General features: G+C 72.3%; 19 protein-coding genes. 11 read left to right on the forward strand and 8 right to left on the reverse strand.

All coding sequences use genetic code 11. The features are described 5' to 3' along the window. Positions 1-499: 499 nt before the first annotated feature. The 6 genes from rox to PWG71_RS15510 all read left to right on the forward strand — a co-directional run bounded on the left by rox (position 500) and on the right by PWG71_RS15510 (position 5,923). Positions 500-1,942, forward strand: a complete 1,443-nt coding sequence (gene rox / locus PWG71_RS15485; RefSeq protein ID WP_274810427.1) for a rifampin monooxygenase — start codon at positions 500-502, stop codon at positions 1,940-1,942. 228 nt (positions 1,943-2,170) lie between these two features. Continuing rightward, entirely contained in the window at positions 2,171-2,815 is a 645-nt protein-coding gene (locus PWG71_RS15490) for a TetR/AcrR family transcriptional regulator (protein ID WP_274810428.1), read from the forward strand. A gap of 112 nt (positions 2,816-2,927) precedes the next feature. Then, entirely contained in the window at positions 2,928-4,085 is a 1,158-nt protein-coding gene (locus PWG71_RS15495) for an alpha-hydroxy-acid oxidizing protein (RefSeq protein WP_274810429.1), read from the forward strand. Between the two features lie 80 nt (positions 4,086-4,165). After that, positions 4,166-5,095, forward strand: a complete 930-nt coding sequence (locus PWG71_RS15500; protein ID WP_274810430.1) for a ribonuclease Z — start codon at positions 4,166-4,168, stop codon at positions 5,093-5,095. A 124-nt stretch (positions 5,096-5,219) separates the two neighbouring features. Then, positions 5,220-5,582: an ArsR/SmtB family transcription factor gene (locus PWG71_RS15505; protein ID WP_274810431.1), complete on the forward strand. Its 363-nt coding sequence runs from the start codon at positions 5,220-5,222 to the stop codon at positions 5,580-5,582. Between the two features lie 149 nt (positions 5,583-5,731). Next, positions 5,732-5,923, forward strand: a complete 192-nt coding sequence (locus PWG71_RS15510; protein WP_274810432.1) for a hypothetical protein — start codon at positions 5,732-5,734, stop codon at positions 5,921-5,923. Between the two features lie 22 nt (positions 5,924-5,945). Here PWG71_RS15510 and PWG71_RS15515 read toward each other — a convergent pair whose 3' ends face one another. Continuing rightward, positions 5,946-6,080, reverse strand: coding sequence for a hypothetical protein (locus PWG71_RS15515; RefSeq protein ID WP_274810433.1), 135 nt, complete (start codon positions 6,078-6,080; stop codon positions 5,946-5,948). 296 nt (positions 6,081-6,376) lie between these two features. On the opposite strand from PWG71_RS15515, the gene PWG71_RS15520 reads away from it, so the two are divergent. Next, positions 6,377-6,736: a hypothetical protein gene (locus PWG71_RS15520; protein WP_274810434.1), complete on the forward strand. Its 360-nt coding sequence runs from the start codon at positions 6,377-6,379 to the stop codon at positions 6,734-6,736. Between the two features lie 499 nt (positions 6,737-7,235). Here PWG71_RS15520 and PWG71_RS15525 read toward each other — a convergent pair whose 3' ends face one another. Next, the gene (locus PWG71_RS15525) at positions 7,236-8,204 is read right to left on the reverse strand and encodes a phosphotransferase family protein (protein ID WP_274810435.1); all 969 of its coding nucleotides are present in this window, start codon (positions 8,202-8,204) and stop codon (positions 7,236-7,238) included. Positions 8,205-8,468: 264 nt separating this feature from the next. Between PWG71_RS15525 and PWG71_RS15530 the strand changes: the two genes are divergently transcribed. Further along, a complete protein-coding gene (locus tag PWG71_RS15530) occupies positions 8,469-9,203 on the forward strand; it encodes a class I SAM-dependent methyltransferase (RefSeq protein ID WP_274810436.1) in 735 nt (244 codons plus the stop codon). A gap of 47 nt (positions 9,204-9,250) precedes the next feature. On the opposite strand, the gene PWG71_RS15535 is transcribed toward PWG71_RS15530, so the two are convergent. From PWG71_RS15535 to PWG71_RS15550, 4 genes are all read right to left on the reverse strand, one after another. Beyond that, positions 9,251-9,637: a pyridoxamine 5'-phosphate oxidase family protein gene (locus PWG71_RS15535; RefSeq protein WP_446725034.1), complete on the reverse strand. Its 387-nt coding sequence runs from the start codon at positions 9,635-9,637 to the stop codon at positions 9,251-9,253. Positions 9,638-9,662: 25 nt separating this feature from the next. Beyond that, complete coding sequence (locus PWG71_RS15540) at positions 9,663-10,514, reverse strand: transglutaminase-like domain-containing protein (protein ID WP_274810437.1); 852 nt, start codon at positions 10,512-10,514, stop codon at positions 9,663-9,665. 5 nt (positions 10,515-10,519) lie between these two features. Beyond that, positions 10,520-11,326, reverse strand: coding sequence for a MerR family transcriptional regulator (locus tag PWG71_RS15545; RefSeq protein ID WP_274810438.1), 807 nt, complete (start codon positions 11,324-11,326; stop codon positions 10,520-10,522). A gap of 104 nt (positions 11,327-11,430) precedes the next feature. After that, the gene (locus PWG71_RS15550; protein WP_274810439.1) at positions 11,431-11,784 is read right to left on the reverse strand and encodes a hypothetical protein; all 354 of its coding nucleotides are present in this window, start codon (positions 11,782-11,784) and stop codon (positions 11,431-11,433) included. Between the two features lie 120 nt (positions 11,785-11,904). Between PWG71_RS15550 and pip the strand changes: the two genes are divergently transcribed. Next, positions 11,905-12,834, forward strand: a complete 930-nt coding sequence (pip, locus tag PWG71_RS15555) for a prolyl aminopeptidase (protein WP_274810440.1) — start codon at positions 11,905-11,907, stop codon at positions 12,832-12,834. A gap of 476 nt (positions 12,835-13,310) precedes the next feature. Continuing rightward, positions 13,311-14,285 (forward strand): adenosine deaminase, encoded by a 975-nt coding sequence (locus PWG71_RS15560; protein ID WP_274810441.1) that lies wholly within the window; start codon positions 13,311-13,313, stop codon positions 14,283-14,285. 124 nt (positions 14,286-14,409) lie between these two features. On the opposite strand, the gene PWG71_RS15565 is transcribed toward PWG71_RS15560, so the two are convergent. Next, a complete protein-coding gene (locus PWG71_RS15565) occupies positions 14,410-15,375 on the reverse strand; it encodes a DUF2332 domain-containing protein (protein WP_446725038.1) in 966 nt (321 codons plus the stop codon). Between the two features lie 567 nt (positions 15,376-15,942). Continuing rightward, on the reverse strand, positions 15,943-16,512 hold the full coding sequence (locus tag PWG71_RS15570) for a TetR/AcrR family transcriptional regulator (protein WP_274810443.1): 570 nt from the start codon (positions 16,510-16,512) through the stop codon (positions 15,943-15,945). Between the two features lie 102 nt (positions 16,513-16,614). Between PWG71_RS15570 and PWG71_RS15575 the strand changes: the two genes are divergently transcribed. Beyond that, the gene (locus PWG71_RS15575; RefSeq protein WP_274810444.1) at positions 16,615-17,526 is read left to right on the forward strand and encodes an alpha/beta hydrolase family protein; all 912 of its coding nucleotides are present in this window, start codon (positions 16,615-16,617) and stop codon (positions 17,524-17,526) included. Positions 17,527-17,769: the final 243 nt, after the last annotated feature.

Here is a 17,769-nt window from a genome sequence, read left to right on the forward strand (position 1 = left end):
GGCGCCGGGGCGGACCTCGCGGATCGTGGCCCTGTGCCGGGAGGTCCGCCCCGACCCCGCCCACCAGTGCTGTGGGCGCATGCACGACCCGCCCGGTCCCGATCGGCGCCCTCCCTGTGCCGCGCCGTACCCCGCACGACGCCACGGAAGCGGCCGGACACGCCCCGGTGCCCAATGATGGGAACGCCTTTCCCCCGCCTTGGGGTCCTCCCGGCCCACCGGCGTCGCTCCGACCGGGACCACGGACCCCGACCGCACCGCAGCGACCCTCACGACGGCGGCTCCCCCGCGCGCACCGGGCGCACACCGCGCCCCGGGTCCGGGAACGACGAAGGCGAGGGGTTCTGGGAACCTCTCGCCTCTCTCAATCTATAGCGCACCCCGGGGCTTGCGGCAAGACCCCGGTCAGGGCGCACAATCGTCGATCGTGACCGTCGTCCGCGCAGATCAGGACCCTGCGGGGACCGACCGCCACACGAACCGAGAACGGGGAGGCTTCATGATCGACGTGATCATCACCGGCGGGGGACCGACCGGCATGATGCTGGCCGCGGAACTGCGGCTGCACGGCGTGCGCACGCTCGTGCTGGAGAAGGAGACGGAGCCGACCACCCAGGTCCGCGCCCTGGGACTGCACGCGCGCAGCATCGAGATCATGGACCAGCGCGGCCTCCTGGAACGCTTCCTCGAACACGGCCGCGAGTACCCGCTCGGCGGTTTCTTCGCGGCCATCCCCGCACCCCCGCCGGACGGGCTGGACAGCGCGCACGCCTACGTCCTGGGCATCCCCCAAACGACCACCGACCTCCTGTTGTCCGAGCACGCCGCCCGGGCCGGCGCCGAGATCCGGCGCGGCGTCGCACTGGTCGGTCTGGACCAGGACGAGGAAGGGGTGACCGTGGAGCTGTCCGACGGCGCACGGCTGCGCTCGCGCCACCTGGTCGGCTGCGACGGCGGCCGCAGCACGGTGCGCGGTCTCCTGGGCGTGGGTTTTCCCGGCGAACCCACCACGACCGAGATGCTGCTGGGCGAGATGGAGGTGACCGCGCCGCCGCAGGAGGTGGCCGCCGTCGTGGCCGAGATCCGCAAGACCCACCTGCTGTTCGGCCTGGGCCCCTTGGAGGACGGGGTGTACCGGGTCCTCGTACCCGCCGAGGGTGTGGCCCCCGACCGCACGGTCCCGCCGACCCTGGACGACTTCCGGCGGCGGTTGCGGGTGTTCGCCGGCACCGACTTCGGCGTGCACTCACCACGCCGGATGTCCCGGTTCGGCGACGCCACCCGTCTGGCCGACCACTACCGGGTCGGCCGGGTGCTGCTGGCCGGGGACGCCGCGCACATCCACCCCCCGGTCGGCGGGCAGGGCCTCAACCTCGGCGTCCAGGACGCGTTCAACCTCGGCTGGAAGCTCGCCGCGCAGGTCCGGGGGTGGGCGCCCGAAGGACTGCTGGACAGCTACCGGGCCGAACGCCGCCCGGTGGCCGCCGACGTGCTCGACAACACCCGCGCCCAGATGGAGCTGATGTCCTCCGAACCGGGACCGCGGGCGGTACGCCGGCTGCTGTCGGAGCTGGTGGTCTTCGAGGAGGTGAACCGGCACCTGACCGAGAAGATCATCGCGACCGGCCTGCGCTACGACTTCGGTGAGGGCCACGACCTGCTGGGGAGGCGGTTGCGGGACATGGAACTGGCGCGGGGCGGGCGCCTGTACGAACTGACGCGCGGTGGCCGCGGGCTGCTGCTGGACCCGACCGGACGCCTCTCGGTGACAGGGTGGCGGGACCGGGTCGACCACGTCGCCGACACCGCCCGGGAGCTGGAGGAGCGGGGTGTGCCCGCCGTGCTGCTGCGCCCGGACGGCCACGTGGCGTGGGTCGGCGACGACCAGCGGGACCTGCTCGCCCACCTGCCCACCTGGTTCGGAGCCGCCCGGGCCGGGTGAGCGGCACCCCTGGTCGGTTCTTCGGCGCCGGCACCGAAGAACCGACCAGGGGCCGGGCGCGTCGTCCCCGGAGCACGGACACCGCACCCGTTGACCCGCTCACGGAACCGGGGCCCGCCCGGCCCCGCGACCGGTGACGGGCGACGAGGGGAAAAGGACGGCGGACCCCCGCACCGGCCCCGGCCCGATACGCCCCACCGACGCGGCGGCGCCCGCTACCGTGAGGGCATGACACGACCCCGGGTGGAACTGGTGCGCCCCTGGCGGGGGATGACCCCGCACGAACGCCAACAGGCCCGACGCCACCGCCTGCTGGAGGCCGCGCTGGAGGAGTTCGGCACCGTCGGGTTCCGGGCCGCGACCGTCGGCGCGATCTGTGTCCGCGCCGAACTCACCAACCGCTACTTCTACGAGCACTTCGCCGACCGCGAGGCCGCCCTGCGCGCCGTCTACGACGACCTGCTGACCCGCGCCCTGGAGCACATGGGCGCCGCGTTGGAGGGCGGGGGCGACTTCCAGGAGCGGATCATGGCCGCCCTGGACGCCTACCTGTCCTTCGTCATGGCCGACCCGCGCCGCCCCCGGGTGATCTCGGTGGAGAGCGTGGGCGTCAGCCCGGCCATGGAGGAGCGCCGCCGCGCCGCCCGCCACACCATCGCCGACCTGGTCGACACCCACTACGCGCGCGGCGTCGCGGCGGGGGACCTGGTGGACCGGCCCTTCCGCAAACAGGCCCTGGCCCTGGTGGGGGCCGCCAACGAACTGGTCATCGACTGGGTTCTGGGCGAGCGCACCGCCACCGTCGCCGAGGTGTCGGCCGACATCGCCGAGGTGTACCTGCCGCTGCTGCGCTCGCGCCGCGCCCGCCCCTGACCCCCGCCCGCCCCCGGGGCCGCCCCGCCCCACTCTTGACACACCATCATGTCAACTTGCAGGCTGTGAGCCACGCCATACCCGCCCCGCATCGACCCCCGAGGGGACCCCCATGAGCCCGCGCTACGGCGACCACCAACTCGAAATCCACCTCAACGGCCTCACCGGGGTCGTCCCCGAGCACCCCATGGCCTTCGCCGACCTGGCCGAACGCGCCTCCCACGCCCTACCCCCGGGCCTTTGGTCCTACGTCGCCGGCGGCGCCGGAGACGAGAACACCCAGGACGCCAACGCCCGCGCCTTCACCGACTGGGGCCTGTACCCGCGCATGTTCGTCGGCGCCGTCGAACGCGACCTGTCGGTGGACCTGTGCGGCATCCCCCTGGCCTCACCCCTGCTCATGGCCCCCGTCGGCGTCATCGGCCTGTGCTCCACCGACGGCCACGGCGACATCGCCACCGCCCGAGCGGCCGCCGCCACCGGGGTGCCCATGATCGCCTCCACCCTCACCCAGGACCCCATGGAGGACGTCGCCCCCCACCTGGGCGACACCCCCGGCCTCTTCCAGCTCTACACCCCCACCGACCGCGACCTGGCCGCCAGCCTGGTGCACCGCGCCCAACGCGCCGGATTCAAGGCCATCGTCGTCACCCTGGACACCTGGATCACCGGGTGGCGCCCCCGCGACCTGGCCACCGCCAACTTCCCCCAACTGCGCGGCCACTGCCTGGCCAACTACACCTCCGACCCCGTCTTCCAGAGCATCGTGGGCCCCGACCCCACCCCCGACCGCGTCGTCGCCACCTGGGCCGGACTCTTCGGCAACCCCCTGACCTGGGACGACCTCCCCTGGTTGCGGTCCCTCACCGACCTTCCGCTCATCGTCAAGGGCATCTGCCACCCCGACGACGCCCGCCGCGCCACCGACGGCGGCGTCGACGCGATCTACTGTTCCAACCACGGAGGCCGCCAGGCCAACGGCGGCATCCCCGCCCTGGAGTGCCTGCCCGAGGTCGCCGCCGCCACCGACCTGCCCGTCATCTTCGACTCCGGGGTGCGTTCGGGCTCCGACATCGTCAAGGCCCTGGCCCTGGGGGCCACCGCGGTCGCGGTGGGCCGCCCCTACGCCTACGGGCTGGCGGTGGGCGGCACCGCCGGACTGGTGCACGTCCTGCGGTCCCTGTTGGCCGAGGCCGACCTCTTGATGGCCGTCAACGGTTACCCCTCCCTGGCCGACCTGACCCCCGACGCCCTCAAACGCCTGCGCTGACCGCCCCCGCCGCGGCGGGCCCCGGCGCGGCGGAAAAAAGGGTTCCGCCACAGGCCACGTCCCATGACAGGATCCACCCCATGTCGGTACGCGAACTCGTCGTCCTGGGCACCTCCAGCGCGGTGCCCACCCCCAGACGCAACCACAACGGGTACTTCCTGCGCTGGGACTCCCACGGCGTCCTGTTCGACCCCGGCGAGGGCACCCAACGCCAGATGCGCCTGGCCGGACTCTCGGCCACCGACATCACCCGCATCTGCCTCACCCACTTCCACGGCGACCACGCCCTGGGCCTGCCCGGCACCATCCAGCGCATCGCCCGCGACAGGGTCGCCCACCCGGTGCGCGTCGCCTACCCCGCCCAGGGCCGGGAGTACTGGGAACGGCTGCGCCACGCCACCCCCTTCCACGACACCGACGTCATCGTGCCCCAACCCGTCGCCGGCACCGGCGCCTGCCCGCTGGGCGAGGACGACCTGCGCCTGACGGCGCTGCCGCTGCGCCACTCGGTCGCCGCCTACGGGTACCGACTCGCCGAACCCGACGGGTGGCGGATGCTCCCCGACCGGCTCGCCGAACACGGCGTCACCGGCCCCCTCATCGGGGCCCTGCACCGCCGGGGGTGGGTGGACGCACCCGACGGCCACCGGGTGGACCTGACCGACTGCGCCCTGCCCCGCCCCGGCCAGACGCTGGCGTTCGTCATGGACACCGCGTACTGCCCACAGGCCGTGGAACTGGCCCGCGACGCCGACATGCTGGTCATCGAGTCCACCTACCTGGACTCCGAGGAGCACCTGGCCGACCCCCACGGTCACCTCACCGCCCGCCAGGCCGGGCGCGTCGCCGCCGAGGCGGGCGCCCGCACCCTGGTGCTCACCCACATCTCCGAACGCTACGACGCCGACCGTGACGCCGACTTCCTCGCCCAGGCCGCCGCCGAGTTCGACGGGCCCATCACCCTGGCCCAGGACCTGGACCGGATCCCGCTGCCGCCCCGGAGCCGTTGACCCCGGGCGGTCTCGGGGCGCCGGCGACGACCGATGTACGTTCAATGTCGTACTGCGTCGCTTGTCGAACTACGACGATCTTCGTACATTGTGGTGGGAGCCGCACGGCAAGGAAGGTCGGAGCATGACCAGGACCACCCGCACCACCCCTGCGCGACACCCGGAACACCCCGAGACCGCCCGGATCCGCCTGGAAGAGGTGCTCAGCGCACTGTCCGACCCGATCCGACTGCGCATCGTGCACGAACTGGGCCGGGGCCACGACGACATGGCCTGCATCGCCTTCGAACTCCCGGTCAGCAAGTCGACATCGACCCACCACTTCCGGGTCCTGCGCGAAGCCGGAATCATCCACCAGTACTACGAGGGCACCTCCCGCATGAGCCGACTGCGCACCCAGGACCTGGAAGAACGCTTCCCCGGACTGCTGCCGGCCGTGCTGCGCGCCCGAGCCATGGACACGACGGAACCCGACCGGACCACCTGAGCGACGGCCCCGAACGGGCACCCCTCGACGCATCGGCCGGACCGCTCACCCCCAGGACCCGCCTCAACGACCGCGACGGGCTCCGAACAGCGTCACCGTCAAAGGCCGGAGAACCGACGCCCCGCCCCCGGCCCGGTGCCGAAAACGCCATGGCGGAACCCCCGCGCATCGACGCCACCGTGACCCGACTCCGGACGGACGTGTTCCCCGCCACCGAGGAGGGATGCGCCCGCCCCTTCCCGCCGGGCCTTGACCACATCGACCCCCCGTGCTCCCCCACCGACCCCATCGTGGAGAACCTGCGACCGCCGCCGGACCCCGGCCGGGCGGAGGTCGGGTGACCGGACGCCACCGAGGCGGTGTTCAGGCGCGGACCCGAGCACCGCGCACGGCCTGCCGTGTGGCCATGATCAGACCGTCCAAGGTAGGGCGTGCGCGGGCGGGCTCCTCCACCTGGGCGTCGATGTGTCCGCGTTCGGCGGCGAGTTGACGCAACACGGCCGGCGGACGACGTTCCCCGAATCCTTGAGGTGGGCGGCAACGCGACGATGGCCTCGCCGCTCATCGCCGAGCGGTTCCCGCCCCTTCACCGCCCCCCGGCCCACCGAGGCACCGCTCGGCCATGAGCCACGGATCCCGACCACCGCGAAGCCGTGACGAGAACGTTCAGCGAAATCAGGACCGATTACAGGGACAACGGAAAGTGACCGAAATCGGACATCTGCTCGCTTTGAGCGACCACATCGGCGAAACTTTCCCACGCCATTCACGAAGAAGACGAAGGTTGGTCCCACATGAACACCATGGTCCGCCGTGTGGGCGGTGCCGCTTCGGCACTGCTGCTGTCCGCCGGTATCGTCCTGGGCTCGGCACCGGCGGCGGGTGCCGAGGTCGAGGCACAGGTGAACCGCAAGAGCGTGAGCTGCTCCAGCCCGTCCGGGAACAAGGTGAACTTCTCCTGGGACAACGGCGGCCTGGTCACCACCACGCTCTACTACAACAACCACTGCAACCACGATCAGAGGGTCACCGTCAACCTGAAGAACGCCGCGTTCGACCGGGTGTGTCTGGTGACGAAGAAGAAGACCAAGACCAACATCCGCTACAACGCCAGCTCCATCAGCAGCGTGACGAAGGGCTGCCCCTGGCTGTAGGAGGCGTTCGCCTCTACGACCGGCCCGGCCCTGCGGGAAACCCACCGCGGGGCCGGGCCGCTGCCCACACCTCACCGGAGCCCCCACCGCCCCTCGGGAAAGAAACGTCTCCGCGACCCGGACCCCACCGGCCTCGGTGTCGTACAGGTGGAACGTCACCCGGGTGCGACCCCCGCGCACGGCACTGACGACCCCCGCCCGCGCCGACCGCGCACATGCGCTCGCCCACCACCGGGGCCGACCACCCCGGCCCCTCGGGAAGGGACACCGCGACGGCGCCCGACAACCGGAGACCGCCGCACCCAAGACGACATCACCGGCGGGCGCACCCGACAGGGCGCTCGACCCGACCCGCGCCGCCTCGATGGTCACCGACCAACGGCCCGGCACCCATGGCACGCGCCCAGGAACCCAGGTGCTCGGTGAGGGCGTCATGCGCGGTGTTGCGCCGAACGGCGTCGGTGCGCCACAGACAGCGGAGACCATCCACGGGACCGCCCTACCGGAAAGTCGTGGCCGACACCCGGCGCAGAGCGTGCTCGACGATGCCGAGCATGACGTCGCGCTCGGGACAGGGACCGTCCAACAACCGCAACGGCCCCGCCACCAGGGACAGACCCAACGCCAGGTCGTACAACCTCACCCGATGCGGATCCAAGGGAAAGGTCGCCAAACGCCGATGGCGGTCACCGAACCGCAACCGCACGAAGACGTGCTCCCACTCGACATCGAAGAACATGAGCCCCTCGATGTCGATGAGCACCCCCTCATCGTCACCGGTGACCAGAACGTGGTCGGGCCCCAACTCGCCGTGGATCAGACGGTGCCCGCCCTCGCGGGGCTCCACGCGCGCGGCGAACGCGTACAACATCTCGGCCAGACGGTCACGGTCGACGCGCACCCGCTCCTCACGGCGCGCCGCCTCCTCCAGGTCGACCAACGCCCGCCCCAGGACGACTTCATGACAGCTCCCACCATGGGGGCCACCGCCCGACGCCAGATGGGCGACCTTACCGAAAGAGGCATGGGTGCGCCCGTGCAGGGTGCGCAGGGTCCCCGCCAGATGGTCCAGCGCCCTGACGGCGCGGGCCGGGTCGGTGACCATGAGGTGTTCCAGGGTGGGCCCGACGTCCTCCACCACCGCCAACGCCCCCGGACCGTGGGCACCGGTGGCGTCCAACGCGAGCAACTCCGGAACACGCACCCCCTCCCGCACCAACAGGGAATGGGCGGCCGTGAACAGGTCCGGCCCGCTGGCGTTGGAGAACGGGTCGGCCGGGTCGGGCGGCGCCTCCCCCACGGGCCAATGGTCATGGTCGGGGTGCCACCGGTAGGCGACGACGCAACCGCCGTCCGGCAAGGTGACACGCCAGACGCCCTTCTTGGTACCACCGCGCAACGGACGCACCTCCAAGGGCGGGCGGGGGATCCCCAACAACGCGGTGACGGCTCGGCCGACGGGGTGCATACGAGACCTCCTGTGGTGGGAAGGAGACATCCTTCCACGGCCCTCCCCGGCTGGCCCACGGCACGAGGGGTCACTCCGCCTTCACCCGACGCACGTCCCCGCGACCGCCAACGCCACAAACCGGTGCCGCCCCTGACGGCGCTCCACCCACACCCCACCCTCGACCAACCGGCCCGGACGCGCGCTCATCGTGGACGCCGCCACGTTTCGTCACCCACCCGAACACCCGATGCGCGCCCCACCCCGCACCGCCATACTGCGCCGATGCACAACCCCTACGACGACCCCGCCGTCGCCGCCCTCTACGACCTCCTCAACCCCTGGGCCGCCTGCGACGACTTCTACCTCGACCTGGTCATGGCCGCCCCCACCGCCCTGGACGTCGGCTGCGGCACCGGCCTCCTCCTGCGCACCGCCCGCGCACACGGCCACACCGGACACCTCCTCGGCCTGGACCCCGCCGACGCCATGCTCGACATCGCCCGCGCCCACGCCACCGACGTCACCTGGACCCGCGGCGACCTGACCACCCACACCTGGGACGGCGCATTCGACCTGGTCACCATGACCGGCCACGCCTTCCAGGAACTGCACACCGACCACGACATCGTCCATGCCCTGACCGCCATGCGCACCGCCCTCACACCCACCGGCCTGATCGCGTTCGAGACCCGCAACATCACCGCCCGCGCCTGGGAGAACCGGACCCCCGACCACCCCTGGACCGGCACCCTGCCCGACGGCACCCCCCTCACCGACGTCAACGACGCCCACCCCATCACCCCCCAAGGCCTGGTGACGTTCACCTCCACCACCACCTCCCCCTCCTGGGACACCCCCCTCACCACCCACAGCACACTGCGGTTCCTCACCCCCGACCACCTCGACACCCTCCTGGCCGCCGCCGGACTCAAAACCGTCCAACGCCACGGGAACCGGGACCGCACCCCCCTGACCCCCACCTCCCCCGAGGTCATCACCCTGGCCCGACCCACATGAAAAAAGGGGGGCGCCGCCCACCGGGCGACACCCCCCTTCCCCCACGGTCAGGGACGCACGTTCCCCAGCACCCGCTCCACCGCGATCTCGATGACCACCCGCCCCGGGTTCGGCCGCGGCGGCCGATACCGCTCGGTGTACCGGCGCACCGCCTCGGCCACCCGCTCCGGATCATCGGACACGGTCGCGGCACCCTCCACCGTGCACCACCGCCGCCCCTCCACCTGCGACACCGACACCCGCGTCCCCGGCCGCGCCGCCAGATTGCGCGCCTTGTAACTGCCCCCGTCCGCGATCACCCGCACCAGACCACCGTCCGCGTCATAGGTCGCCCCCACCGGCACCTGATGGATCGACCCGTCCGGGCGCGGCGACGCCAACACGCACAACCGGTACTCGCCCCAGAACTCCACGAAACCGCTCTCCACCACCACGAACCCCCCTCGACACCCGACCCCCTCAGCATCCCACGCCCCTCACCGGCGCCCCCCGCGACCCGAGCCCCACCCACCCCCGAAACCCCGACGGCGACGCACACCACACCCGACCCCGCGGACGCCACCGATCCCACAACACCTCCAACGCCTCCTGCGCCCCCACCTCACCGGCGTCGGCCGCCATCACCGCCGCCGCCATCACATCGGTCCGCCCGGCGTCCGCCCACGGCCCCATCACCTCCCAGGAATCCCACAACAACACCTCCCACCCGCACCGGTGCGCCGCCTCCAACCACACGTAGTCGCCGACCAGCCACCCGCCCCGCAACGGCAGGGACGCCGACACCCCGAACGCGTCCGCGTCCCACCGCCCCGCCCGATACCCCGCCCACACCAGCGACGCCGAGACGAACACCGCCGGATCGTCCAACGGCAGATCCCCCAACCCCACCCCCGCGACCGACCCCGGCTCGAACTGGGTGTCGCACCGCACCCACCGCCCCCCATCGCGGTACTCGACCACCACATGGTCGGTATGGAACCCCGGCTCCAGATACCCCGCGAACCCCACCCGGGTCCTGGCCGCCACCCCCTGGGCGCGCAACGCCGCCACCGTCAACAACGCGAAATCCCGACAACACCCCACCACGGGCGCCCCCGCCCCGACCGCACCCAGGATCGCCTCCGCCCACCGCAGATCCACCCCGGCATCGGCCACCGCCACCGGACCCGCGCCCCGGTAATGCACCACCATCTCCCGCACCCGGGCGCCCACCCGACCCACGTCCCCGACCGGCAACGACCCCCCGTGCCCGCCCGGATCACTGAACGGGCTCTGCCGCACCCACCGGTCCCCCACCATCGACCCCGCCACCGCCCTCACCCCTCCACCAACGGCCGCGCCACCCAGGCCGCCACCTCGTCCTCGGCATCGCCCCACACACCCGTGTACACCTCGCACCCCACCCCCGACGCACGCCCGGCCACGGCCGCCACCGCCCGGTGCGCGCCCATGATCCGCGGATGGAAACAGTCCCGCCGCGCCACCGCGCACACCGCCCACCGGCCCCCGCCCACCACCCGCACCACCGTGTCCCCCACCGGATCGGCCACCCCCGAGAAAGGCACCGCCACCTCGATCTCCCCCACCGTCTCCACCCCGACCACCGTCGGATAGAACACCCACATGCCCGACTCCGGGCACGCCCCCTGCCCGGTCAGGACCTCCCGCAACCGGGCCGCCCGCTCATGGAAGGTCGCCACCAGACCCGCCTGGTCCGTGCGCGCCCGCACCGCCAACGCCCGCACCGGATCCCACCACCGCTCCCGCACCCGCCACAGCACCTCCTCCTCCACCCCGCCGTCCCACCGCCGCCCCAACTCCTCCAACACCCGCCGATGGGCGCGCAACGTCTCCTCCCGCCCCGCCCACCACGCCCCGACCCGCTCCCGCGCCGCCCCCTCCTCCAACCCCAACACCTCACCGATCAGCGCCAACGGCATGTCCATCTGACGCAGCAACCGGATCCGCACCGCCCGCTCCACCTGATCGGGCCGATAGAACCGGTACCCGTTACGCGCGCCCACACGGTGCGGGACCAACAACCCCGACCGCTCGTACAGGCGCAACGCCTTCACCGTCAGACCACTACGGCGGGCGAACTCCCCACGCGTCCACTCCTTCATGAACCCCAGTGCACACCCCGCCCCAAGGGCACGGTCAACCCCCACCCCACCCACGAAAAAAAAAGGGGGGCGGACCGCCACCGGCCCACCCCCGCACCCCACCCTCACCCCAACGCCCCCGCCGCCGCCCGATGCCGCAACCGGATCCGCAACGCCCGCCGCGCCCGGGGATCCAACGTGTGCAACACCGACGCCACCTCCGCCACCTGCTCCAACGCCGCCAACGCCCGCTCGGCCCCCACCGGATCCACCCCCGCACCCGACCGGGCCCCCACCACCGCCGCCACCAACACCCGCGCCAACCCCTCGGCGTCCACGAACTCCTCCACCGGCGTCCCCGCCAACACCCGCGTCAACGCCCGCTCCACCACCACCCGGTCCGGTACCGTCGCACACCCCGCCACCGCACGCACCACCTCACCCAACGTGCGCGCCCGATCCACCGACACCCCACCCATCGCCCGCACCCTCCCTCCACGCCCCCGGAACACCCCGAGGCCGCCTGACACGGACCCTACGCCCGCCCCCACCCCTCTCGAACGCCACGGAAAGCCCGCGCCACACCACCCAGGAGCACCATGTCGATCCCGCACGCCCACGGCCACCTGCCCGTCACCGACGGCAACACCCTCCACTGGGAAGAACACGGCACCCCCCACGGCACCCCCTGCCTGGTCCTGCACGGCGGCCCCGGAAGCGGATCACACCCCCGCCTCGTGCGCTTCTTCGACCCCGCCCGCCACCGCGTCCTCCTCTTGGACCAACGCGGAGCCGGCCGCTCCACCCCCGACGCGGCCCACCCCGACACCGACCTGACCACCAACACCACCGCCCACCTCATCGACGACATCGAAGCCCTGCGCGTCGCCCGCGGCATCGACACCTGGCTGGTCCTGGGCCTCTCCTGGGGCTCCACCCTGGGCCTGGCCTACACCCAGGCCCACCCCGACCGGGTCCGCGCCCTGATCCTGGCCGCCGTCACCACCACCTCCCCCACCGAGGTGCACTGGCTCACCCACGACATGGGCCGCGTCTTCCCCGAACGATGGGAGGCCTTCCGCGACGCCGCGGGCCCCGGCGCCGACCCCCACCGGCTGCCCGCCGCCTACGCCCGCCTGCTCGCCGACCCCGACCCCACCGTCCGCGAGGAGGCGGCCCGCGCCTGGTGCCGGTGGGAGGACACCCACATGGCCACCACCACCGACTTCACCCCGTTCCTGTCCACCCGCCCCGTGGACTTCCAGCTCCGCTTCGCCCGCCTGGTCACCCACTACTGGGCCCACCACGCGTTCCTCCCCCCAGGCCACCTGCTGACGAACACCCACCGCATGGCCCACGTGCCCGGCGCCATGATCCACGGCCGCCTCGACATCAGCGGCCCCGCCGACACCGCCCACCACCTGTCCCGCCGCTGGCCCGCCGCCACCCTCACCATCGTCGAGGGCGCCGGACACACCAAGGGCCTGCGCGAAAGCGCCGTGCGGGCCATCGACCGCCTCACCCACTGACCGCACCCGGCCACCGGGCGGGGCCCGCCCACCCCTGATCAGCGCACCGGCCCCGCCCGCAACACGAACACCACCGGTCACGCCCGATCCCACGCCCCCACCGTGCCCGTCACCCACCGCACACGGGTACGCCCCATCACCGGGGGCACCATCACCACGACCCGCCCCACCGACCGGGCACACCCCCGACCCGGCCACCCCCTGGGGACACGTCCCGCCGCCCTTCGCGCCCCTGGGAACACCCGTGTCCCGCCCACCGCTCACCACGGCCACCGCCACGTTCGTCCTCCCGCGCCGCCACGGCACCGGACCACCCCCGCCCACACCCTCGGCCTCCCGGCCCACGGCGACGCCACCACCCGACAGGACCACCCCCGCGACGCCCCTGACCAGCACCCTCACCCGCACGCCCCTGTGCCCACCACGACACCGCGAAACGGACGGACCATCACCGAAGGTGCACCACAATGGCGTCCATGCCTCTACCCAAAGCCGAACTCCACCTGCACATCGAAGGCACCCTCGAACCCGAACTCGCCTTCACCCTCGCCCACCGCAACGGCATCACCCTGCCCTACACCACCGTCGCCGACCTGCGCGCCGCCTACGACTTCACCGACCTCCAGTCCTTCCTCGACCTCTACTACTCCCTCACCGACGTCCTGCGCACCGAGGCCGACTTCACCGACCTCACCCGCGCCTACCTGACCCGCGCCGCCGCCCAAGGGGTCCGCCACGCCGAGATCTTCTTCGACCCCCAGGCCCACACCGCACGCGGCATCACCATGGACACCGTCGTCAACGGCATCACCGCCGCCCTGGACACCTCCGAGACCGACCACGGCATCAGCACCCACCTCATCCTGTGCTTCCTGCGCGACCGCCCCGTCGCCGAGGCCATGGACACCCTCGACGCGGCCCGCCCCCACCTGGACCGCATCATCGGCGTCGGCCTGGACTCCGCCGAGGTCGGCCACCCCCCGACCACCTTCGCCACGGTGTTCGCCGCCGCCCGCGAAGCGGGCCTGCGCCTGGTCGCCCACGCCGGCGAAGAAGGACCCGCCGACTACATCCGCCAGGCCCTGGACCTGGGCGTGGAACGCATCGACCACGGCATCCGCTGCCTGGACGACCCCGACCTCGTCGCCCACCTGGCCGCCACCCGCACCCCGCTCACCGTGTGCCCCCTGTCCAACGTGCGCCTGCGCGCCGTGGACACCCTGGCCGACCACCCCCTGCCCGCCCTCATGGACGCCGGCCTACTGGTCACCGTCAACTCCGACGACCCCGCCTACTTCGGCGGCTACGTCGACGACAACTACCGCGCCCTGGCCCGGCACCTGCACCTGGACCCGGAACGACTGCGCACCCTGGCCCGCAACTCCTTCGAGGCGTCCTTCCTGCCCCGAGGCCGCAAGGACGAACTCATCGCCCTCGTCGACGCCCACTGACCGCCCCGCCGGCCGGCGCACCCACGAGGCGGACACACCCCGCCCCGGGCCGGCGCGCCGGCCCGGGGGCACAGGAGACGCCCCGAACGCCCCTCCACCCCCGAACCGGTACGGGACCCCCGCCTCAGGCCCAGGTCAACGAATGACCGTGCTCACCGGCCCAGGCCACCACCCGCCCGTCCACCGCCACCGTCATGTCCGTGTCCACCGGCCCACGACCACCCTCCAACTCCGGGAACACCCGCCACCCCTCACAGGACACCCAGTGCCCGGGCAACTCCCCCATCAACGCCGCGAACCGTTCCCGCTCCACCACCGGCAGGTAGGTCAGCACCGCACTGTGCACCACCACCGGCGTCACCCCCCGCGGCACCCGTGAGACCAGACCGGCGACCTCCTCCACCAGGTCACCGGCCACGATCGGCGCCGGATCGGCCACCGCCACCGACGCCGCCGCCCGCAGCCGCGCACGCCGCACCCCCTCCTGGGCCCCGGGCCAGATCAGCGCCTCCAACCACCGCACGTCCTCCTCATCGGCGACGTTCAACGGGTTCAGGTCCACCCCCGCCCGCCAGGCCACCTCCGGCACCCTCCCCGGCACCGGCACACCACCCGAGGTCGAACACTCCAGCAACACCGGCGAATCCAACGGACCGATCGGGGTCGCCCCGTCATAGGAGTACCGGTACCGGTCCGGGTACAGGCACAACCCCGCCGAGGCCCCCACCTCCACCAACCCCAACGGACCCGCGAGGGTCCCCAGCACGGGCACCAACGCCGCGCACCGGCGCACCTCGTTGGTCTGCGTCATCCGCTCCAACACGACCTCGCGCACCGCGCCCCAGTGCTCCACCACCCACGCCCGGAACCCCTCCCAGTCCTCGACGGGACCGCCCAGGAACCGCACCGCCCCCAACAACAGGTTGGGCTGGCGCTTGTTGCCCCGCGGCAACCCCAACACCAGACCCACCACCTCGTCATCGGTGGCCAACGCCCGCGCGATCCGCGCGTAGGAGGCCGCACCCCCCGCCTCGTAATGCTCGGCGAACCGCCAGTACCACGCCCGCACACGTTCGACCTCGTCCAGCACCGGGTCCACACCGACCTCGTCTCCTACAGGGAAAGGGGCGGACCACACATACCCATGACAGCCCGGTGTACCACGTGACCCCCCTCACGACCGGTCCGGCCGATCCCGCTCCCACGACGGGAACCGCGCGTTCTCCCGCACCGACCCCACCACCTCCGCCGAAGCCGGCCTCGGGGAACATCGGTACAGCCGTTGGCGCCGAGAACGATCATGGTCCGATCGGTGCGAGCGTACTGACGGGATTCTCGTACTCGCGGCGGGCCTTACGCTGTGCCGGGACCGCCGGGATGCCCTGGCCGCCGTCGAGGGGCCGGCGGTGGACGGCCGGGGTCGGTGCTGACGCGCAGGGTGTGGCCCTGGCCGCGCCTCACGGTGACGCCCTGGTCGAGCGCGGCTCGTTCGACGGGCTCCGACTCGGCGGCCCGCAGCCCGTCGTAGGTCGGCTCTCGCCGGAGGCATCGTTCACCGGCAGGCGCATCGCCTCTCAGGTCTCATTCGAGGCTGGTCCCTGGCCGGACCGAATCGAGCAGCGGTGACGTCGCGTGTCACGGTCCCCCGAGGCAGCCGTCATACCGTGCTGCGGCATCCGGCGAGGAGGAGGGCGACCATGCCCTTGGCATCAGCCTGGCCGTAGTCGGGGCCGGTGATGCAGAGGTTTCCGATGGCGCGCAGGAGCGTGTACGCGGTGACACCGGGGCGAAGTTCCTCGGTGGCGGCGCAGGCGTCCAGCAATGACGCGCAGGCCGGGACCAGGGTGTCGAGCATGAGGGTGTGGAGGTTCTCCAGTCCTGGCTCGCCGGACCCCAGCGCCGCGCCGAGGCCGTGCTTGGTCACCAGGAAGTCCACGAACGCGTCCGTCCACAGGGCCAGAGCGGTGAACGGCGAGGCGGATTCCTCAAGAAGTCGGGGCGCGAGAGCGGTGCAGGCGTCGATCTGGTGCCGGTAGACGGCAGTGACGAGATCCGCGCGGGTCGGGAAGTTCCGGTAGACCGTGCCGACACCGACGCCGGCACGTTCGGCGATGTCGCGGACGGGTGCCTGGATGCCCCGGTCCACGAAGACCGCCGCAGCGGCCTCCAGCACACCACTGCGGGTGCGCTGAGCCTGTGCCCGGCGTACCCCGACCGACTCCGGCACGGATGCCTCCCATTGCTCGCGGAACAATGTTCCGCTAGTTTGGCGGAACGACGCTCCGCCAAATTATGGCATCCCGGTACTCATGGAAAGTGCAGGACCCTCATGTCCTCGTCCCACTCCCTCGACCAGCAGATCGTCTCGGTCAAGCCCATCGTTGTCCCCTCGCCCGGGCGCGGCATCGACCTTCAGGTGAAGGTCACCGCACCCCGGTCGGGCCAGAACCTGCCTGTGATCGTTTTCTCCCACGGGAACGCGTGGTCACTGGACGGGTACGAGCCCCTCGTCGACCGGTGGGCCGCCGCCGGATTCGTCGTGGTGCAGCCCACCCACCTGGACTCCCGGCGCAACGCCATCACCTGGGACGACCCGCGCTTCGCCACCATCTGGCGCGTGCGGATCACCGACCTGCACGCAATCCTCGACCACCTCGCAGACGTCCTGGCCCAAGCCGGCCTGGAGACCCGCGCCGACCGTGAGCGCACTGCCGTGGTCGGCCACTCCTGGGGCGCCCAGACCGCGAGCGCCCTCCTCGGTGCGCGCGTACTGGACGCCGAGGGTGTCGCGGGAGAGGACTTCTCCCACTCCGCGGTTTCGGCCGGCGCGCTGATCGGGGCGACGGGAACCGGCGACACCCTCACCCCGTTCGCCGCCGAGAACCTTCCGTTCATGAAGCCGGACTTCTCCACCATGACCGCCCCGACCCTGGTCGTCGCGGGCGGCAAGGACGACTCGCAGCTCTCCACCCGCGGGCCGGAGTGGTTCACCGACGCCTACCACCTCAGCCCGGCGCCCAAGAGCCTGCTCAGCATCACCGAGGCCGAGCACACCATGGGCGGAATCGCCGGCGAGAAGGTCGCCGAGACCACCGACGAGGACCCCGCCCGTGTCGCCCTCACAGCCGATGCGATCTCCGCCTACCTCCGCGCGGCCCTCGACCTCGACGACACCGAGTGGACCGCCCTCAACAACACCACCGAAGGCAGCGACGGTACGTGGAGCCTCGCCGGCAAGTGAGCTCAGCCTGACCGCCGGGGCACACCCGGCGGTCAGCAACGAGCGGGGCGCAGTTCGACACCGAGGCCGCGCCGACACCCACGCTGGACCGGTTCGAGGCGCGCGTTGACGCCGCCCGGCCCGTCGGCGCTCCCCTGGAGGACTTCCAGGCCTCCGAGTTCCGCTTCCCGACGCGCGGCGGGACCGTACCACTGGAGCGACCGGTACCCGCTCTCGTGCGTGCCGCTGTCGGGGCCGCCGAGC

The sequence above is a fragment of the Nocardiopsis sp. N85 genome (assembly GCF_028882275.1).
Classification (GTDB): domain Bacteria; phylum Actinomycetota; class Actinomycetes; order Streptosporangiales; family Streptosporangiaceae; genus Nocardiopsis; species Nocardiopsis lambiniae.

Excerpts from the sequence above, each read along its gene's own strand:
- PWG71_RS15505 (WP_274810431.1), top strand. The coding sequence starts at position 5,220 with ATGACCAGGACCACCCGCACCACCCCTGCGCGACACCCGGAACACCCC.
- PWG71_RS15490 (WP_274810428.1), top strand. The coding sequence starts at position 2,171 with ATGACACGACCCCGGGTGGAACTGGTGCGCCCCTGGCGGGGGATGACC.
- PWG71_RS15530 (WP_274810436.1), top strand. The coding sequence starts at position 8,469 with ATGCACAACCCCTACGACGACCCCGCCGTCGCCGCCCTCTACGACCTC.
- PWG71_RS15510 (WP_274810432.1), top strand. The coding sequence starts at position 5,732 with ATGGCGGAACCCCCGCGCATCGACGCCACCGTGACCCGACTCCGGACG.
- PWG71_RS15545 (WP_274810438.1), bottom strand. The coding sequence starts at position 11,326 with ATGAAGGAGTGGACGCGTGGGGAGTTCGCCCGCCGTAGTGGTCTGACG.
- PWG71_RS15575 (WP_274810444.1), top strand. The coding sequence starts at position 16,615 with ATGTCCTCGTCCCACTCCCTCGACCAGCAGATCGTCTCGGTCAAGCCC.
- PWG71_RS15520 (WP_274810434.1), top strand. The coding sequence starts at position 6,377 with ATGAACACCATGGTCCGCCGTGTGGGCGGTGCCGCTTCGGCACTGCTG.
- PWG71_RS15500 (WP_274810430.1), top strand. The coding sequence starts at position 4,166 with ATGTCGGTACGCGAACTCGTCGTCCTGGGCACCTCCAGCGCGGTGCCC.
- rox (WP_274810427.1), top strand. The coding sequence starts at position 500 with ATGATCGACGTGATCATCACCGGCGGGGGACCGACCGGCATGATGCTG.
- PWG71_RS15525 (WP_274810435.1), bottom strand. The coding sequence starts at position 8,204 with ATGCACCCCGTCGGCCGAGCCGTCACCGCGTTGTTGGGGATCCCCCGC.
- PWG71_RS15495 (WP_274810429.1), top strand. The coding sequence starts at position 2,928 with ATGAGCCCGCGCTACGGCGACCACCAACTCGAAATCCACCTCAACGGC.
- pip (WP_274810440.1), top strand. The coding sequence starts at position 11,905 with ATGTCGATCCCGCACGCCCACGGCCACCTGCCCGTCACCGACGGCAAC.
- PWG71_RS15560 (WP_274810441.1), top strand. The coding sequence starts at position 13,311 with ATGCCTCTACCCAAAGCCGAACTCCACCTGCACATCGAAGGCACCCTC.
- PWG71_RS15550 (WP_274810439.1), bottom strand. The coding sequence starts at position 11,784 with ATGGGTGGGGTGTCGGTGGATCGGGCGCGCACGTTGGGTGAGGTGGTG.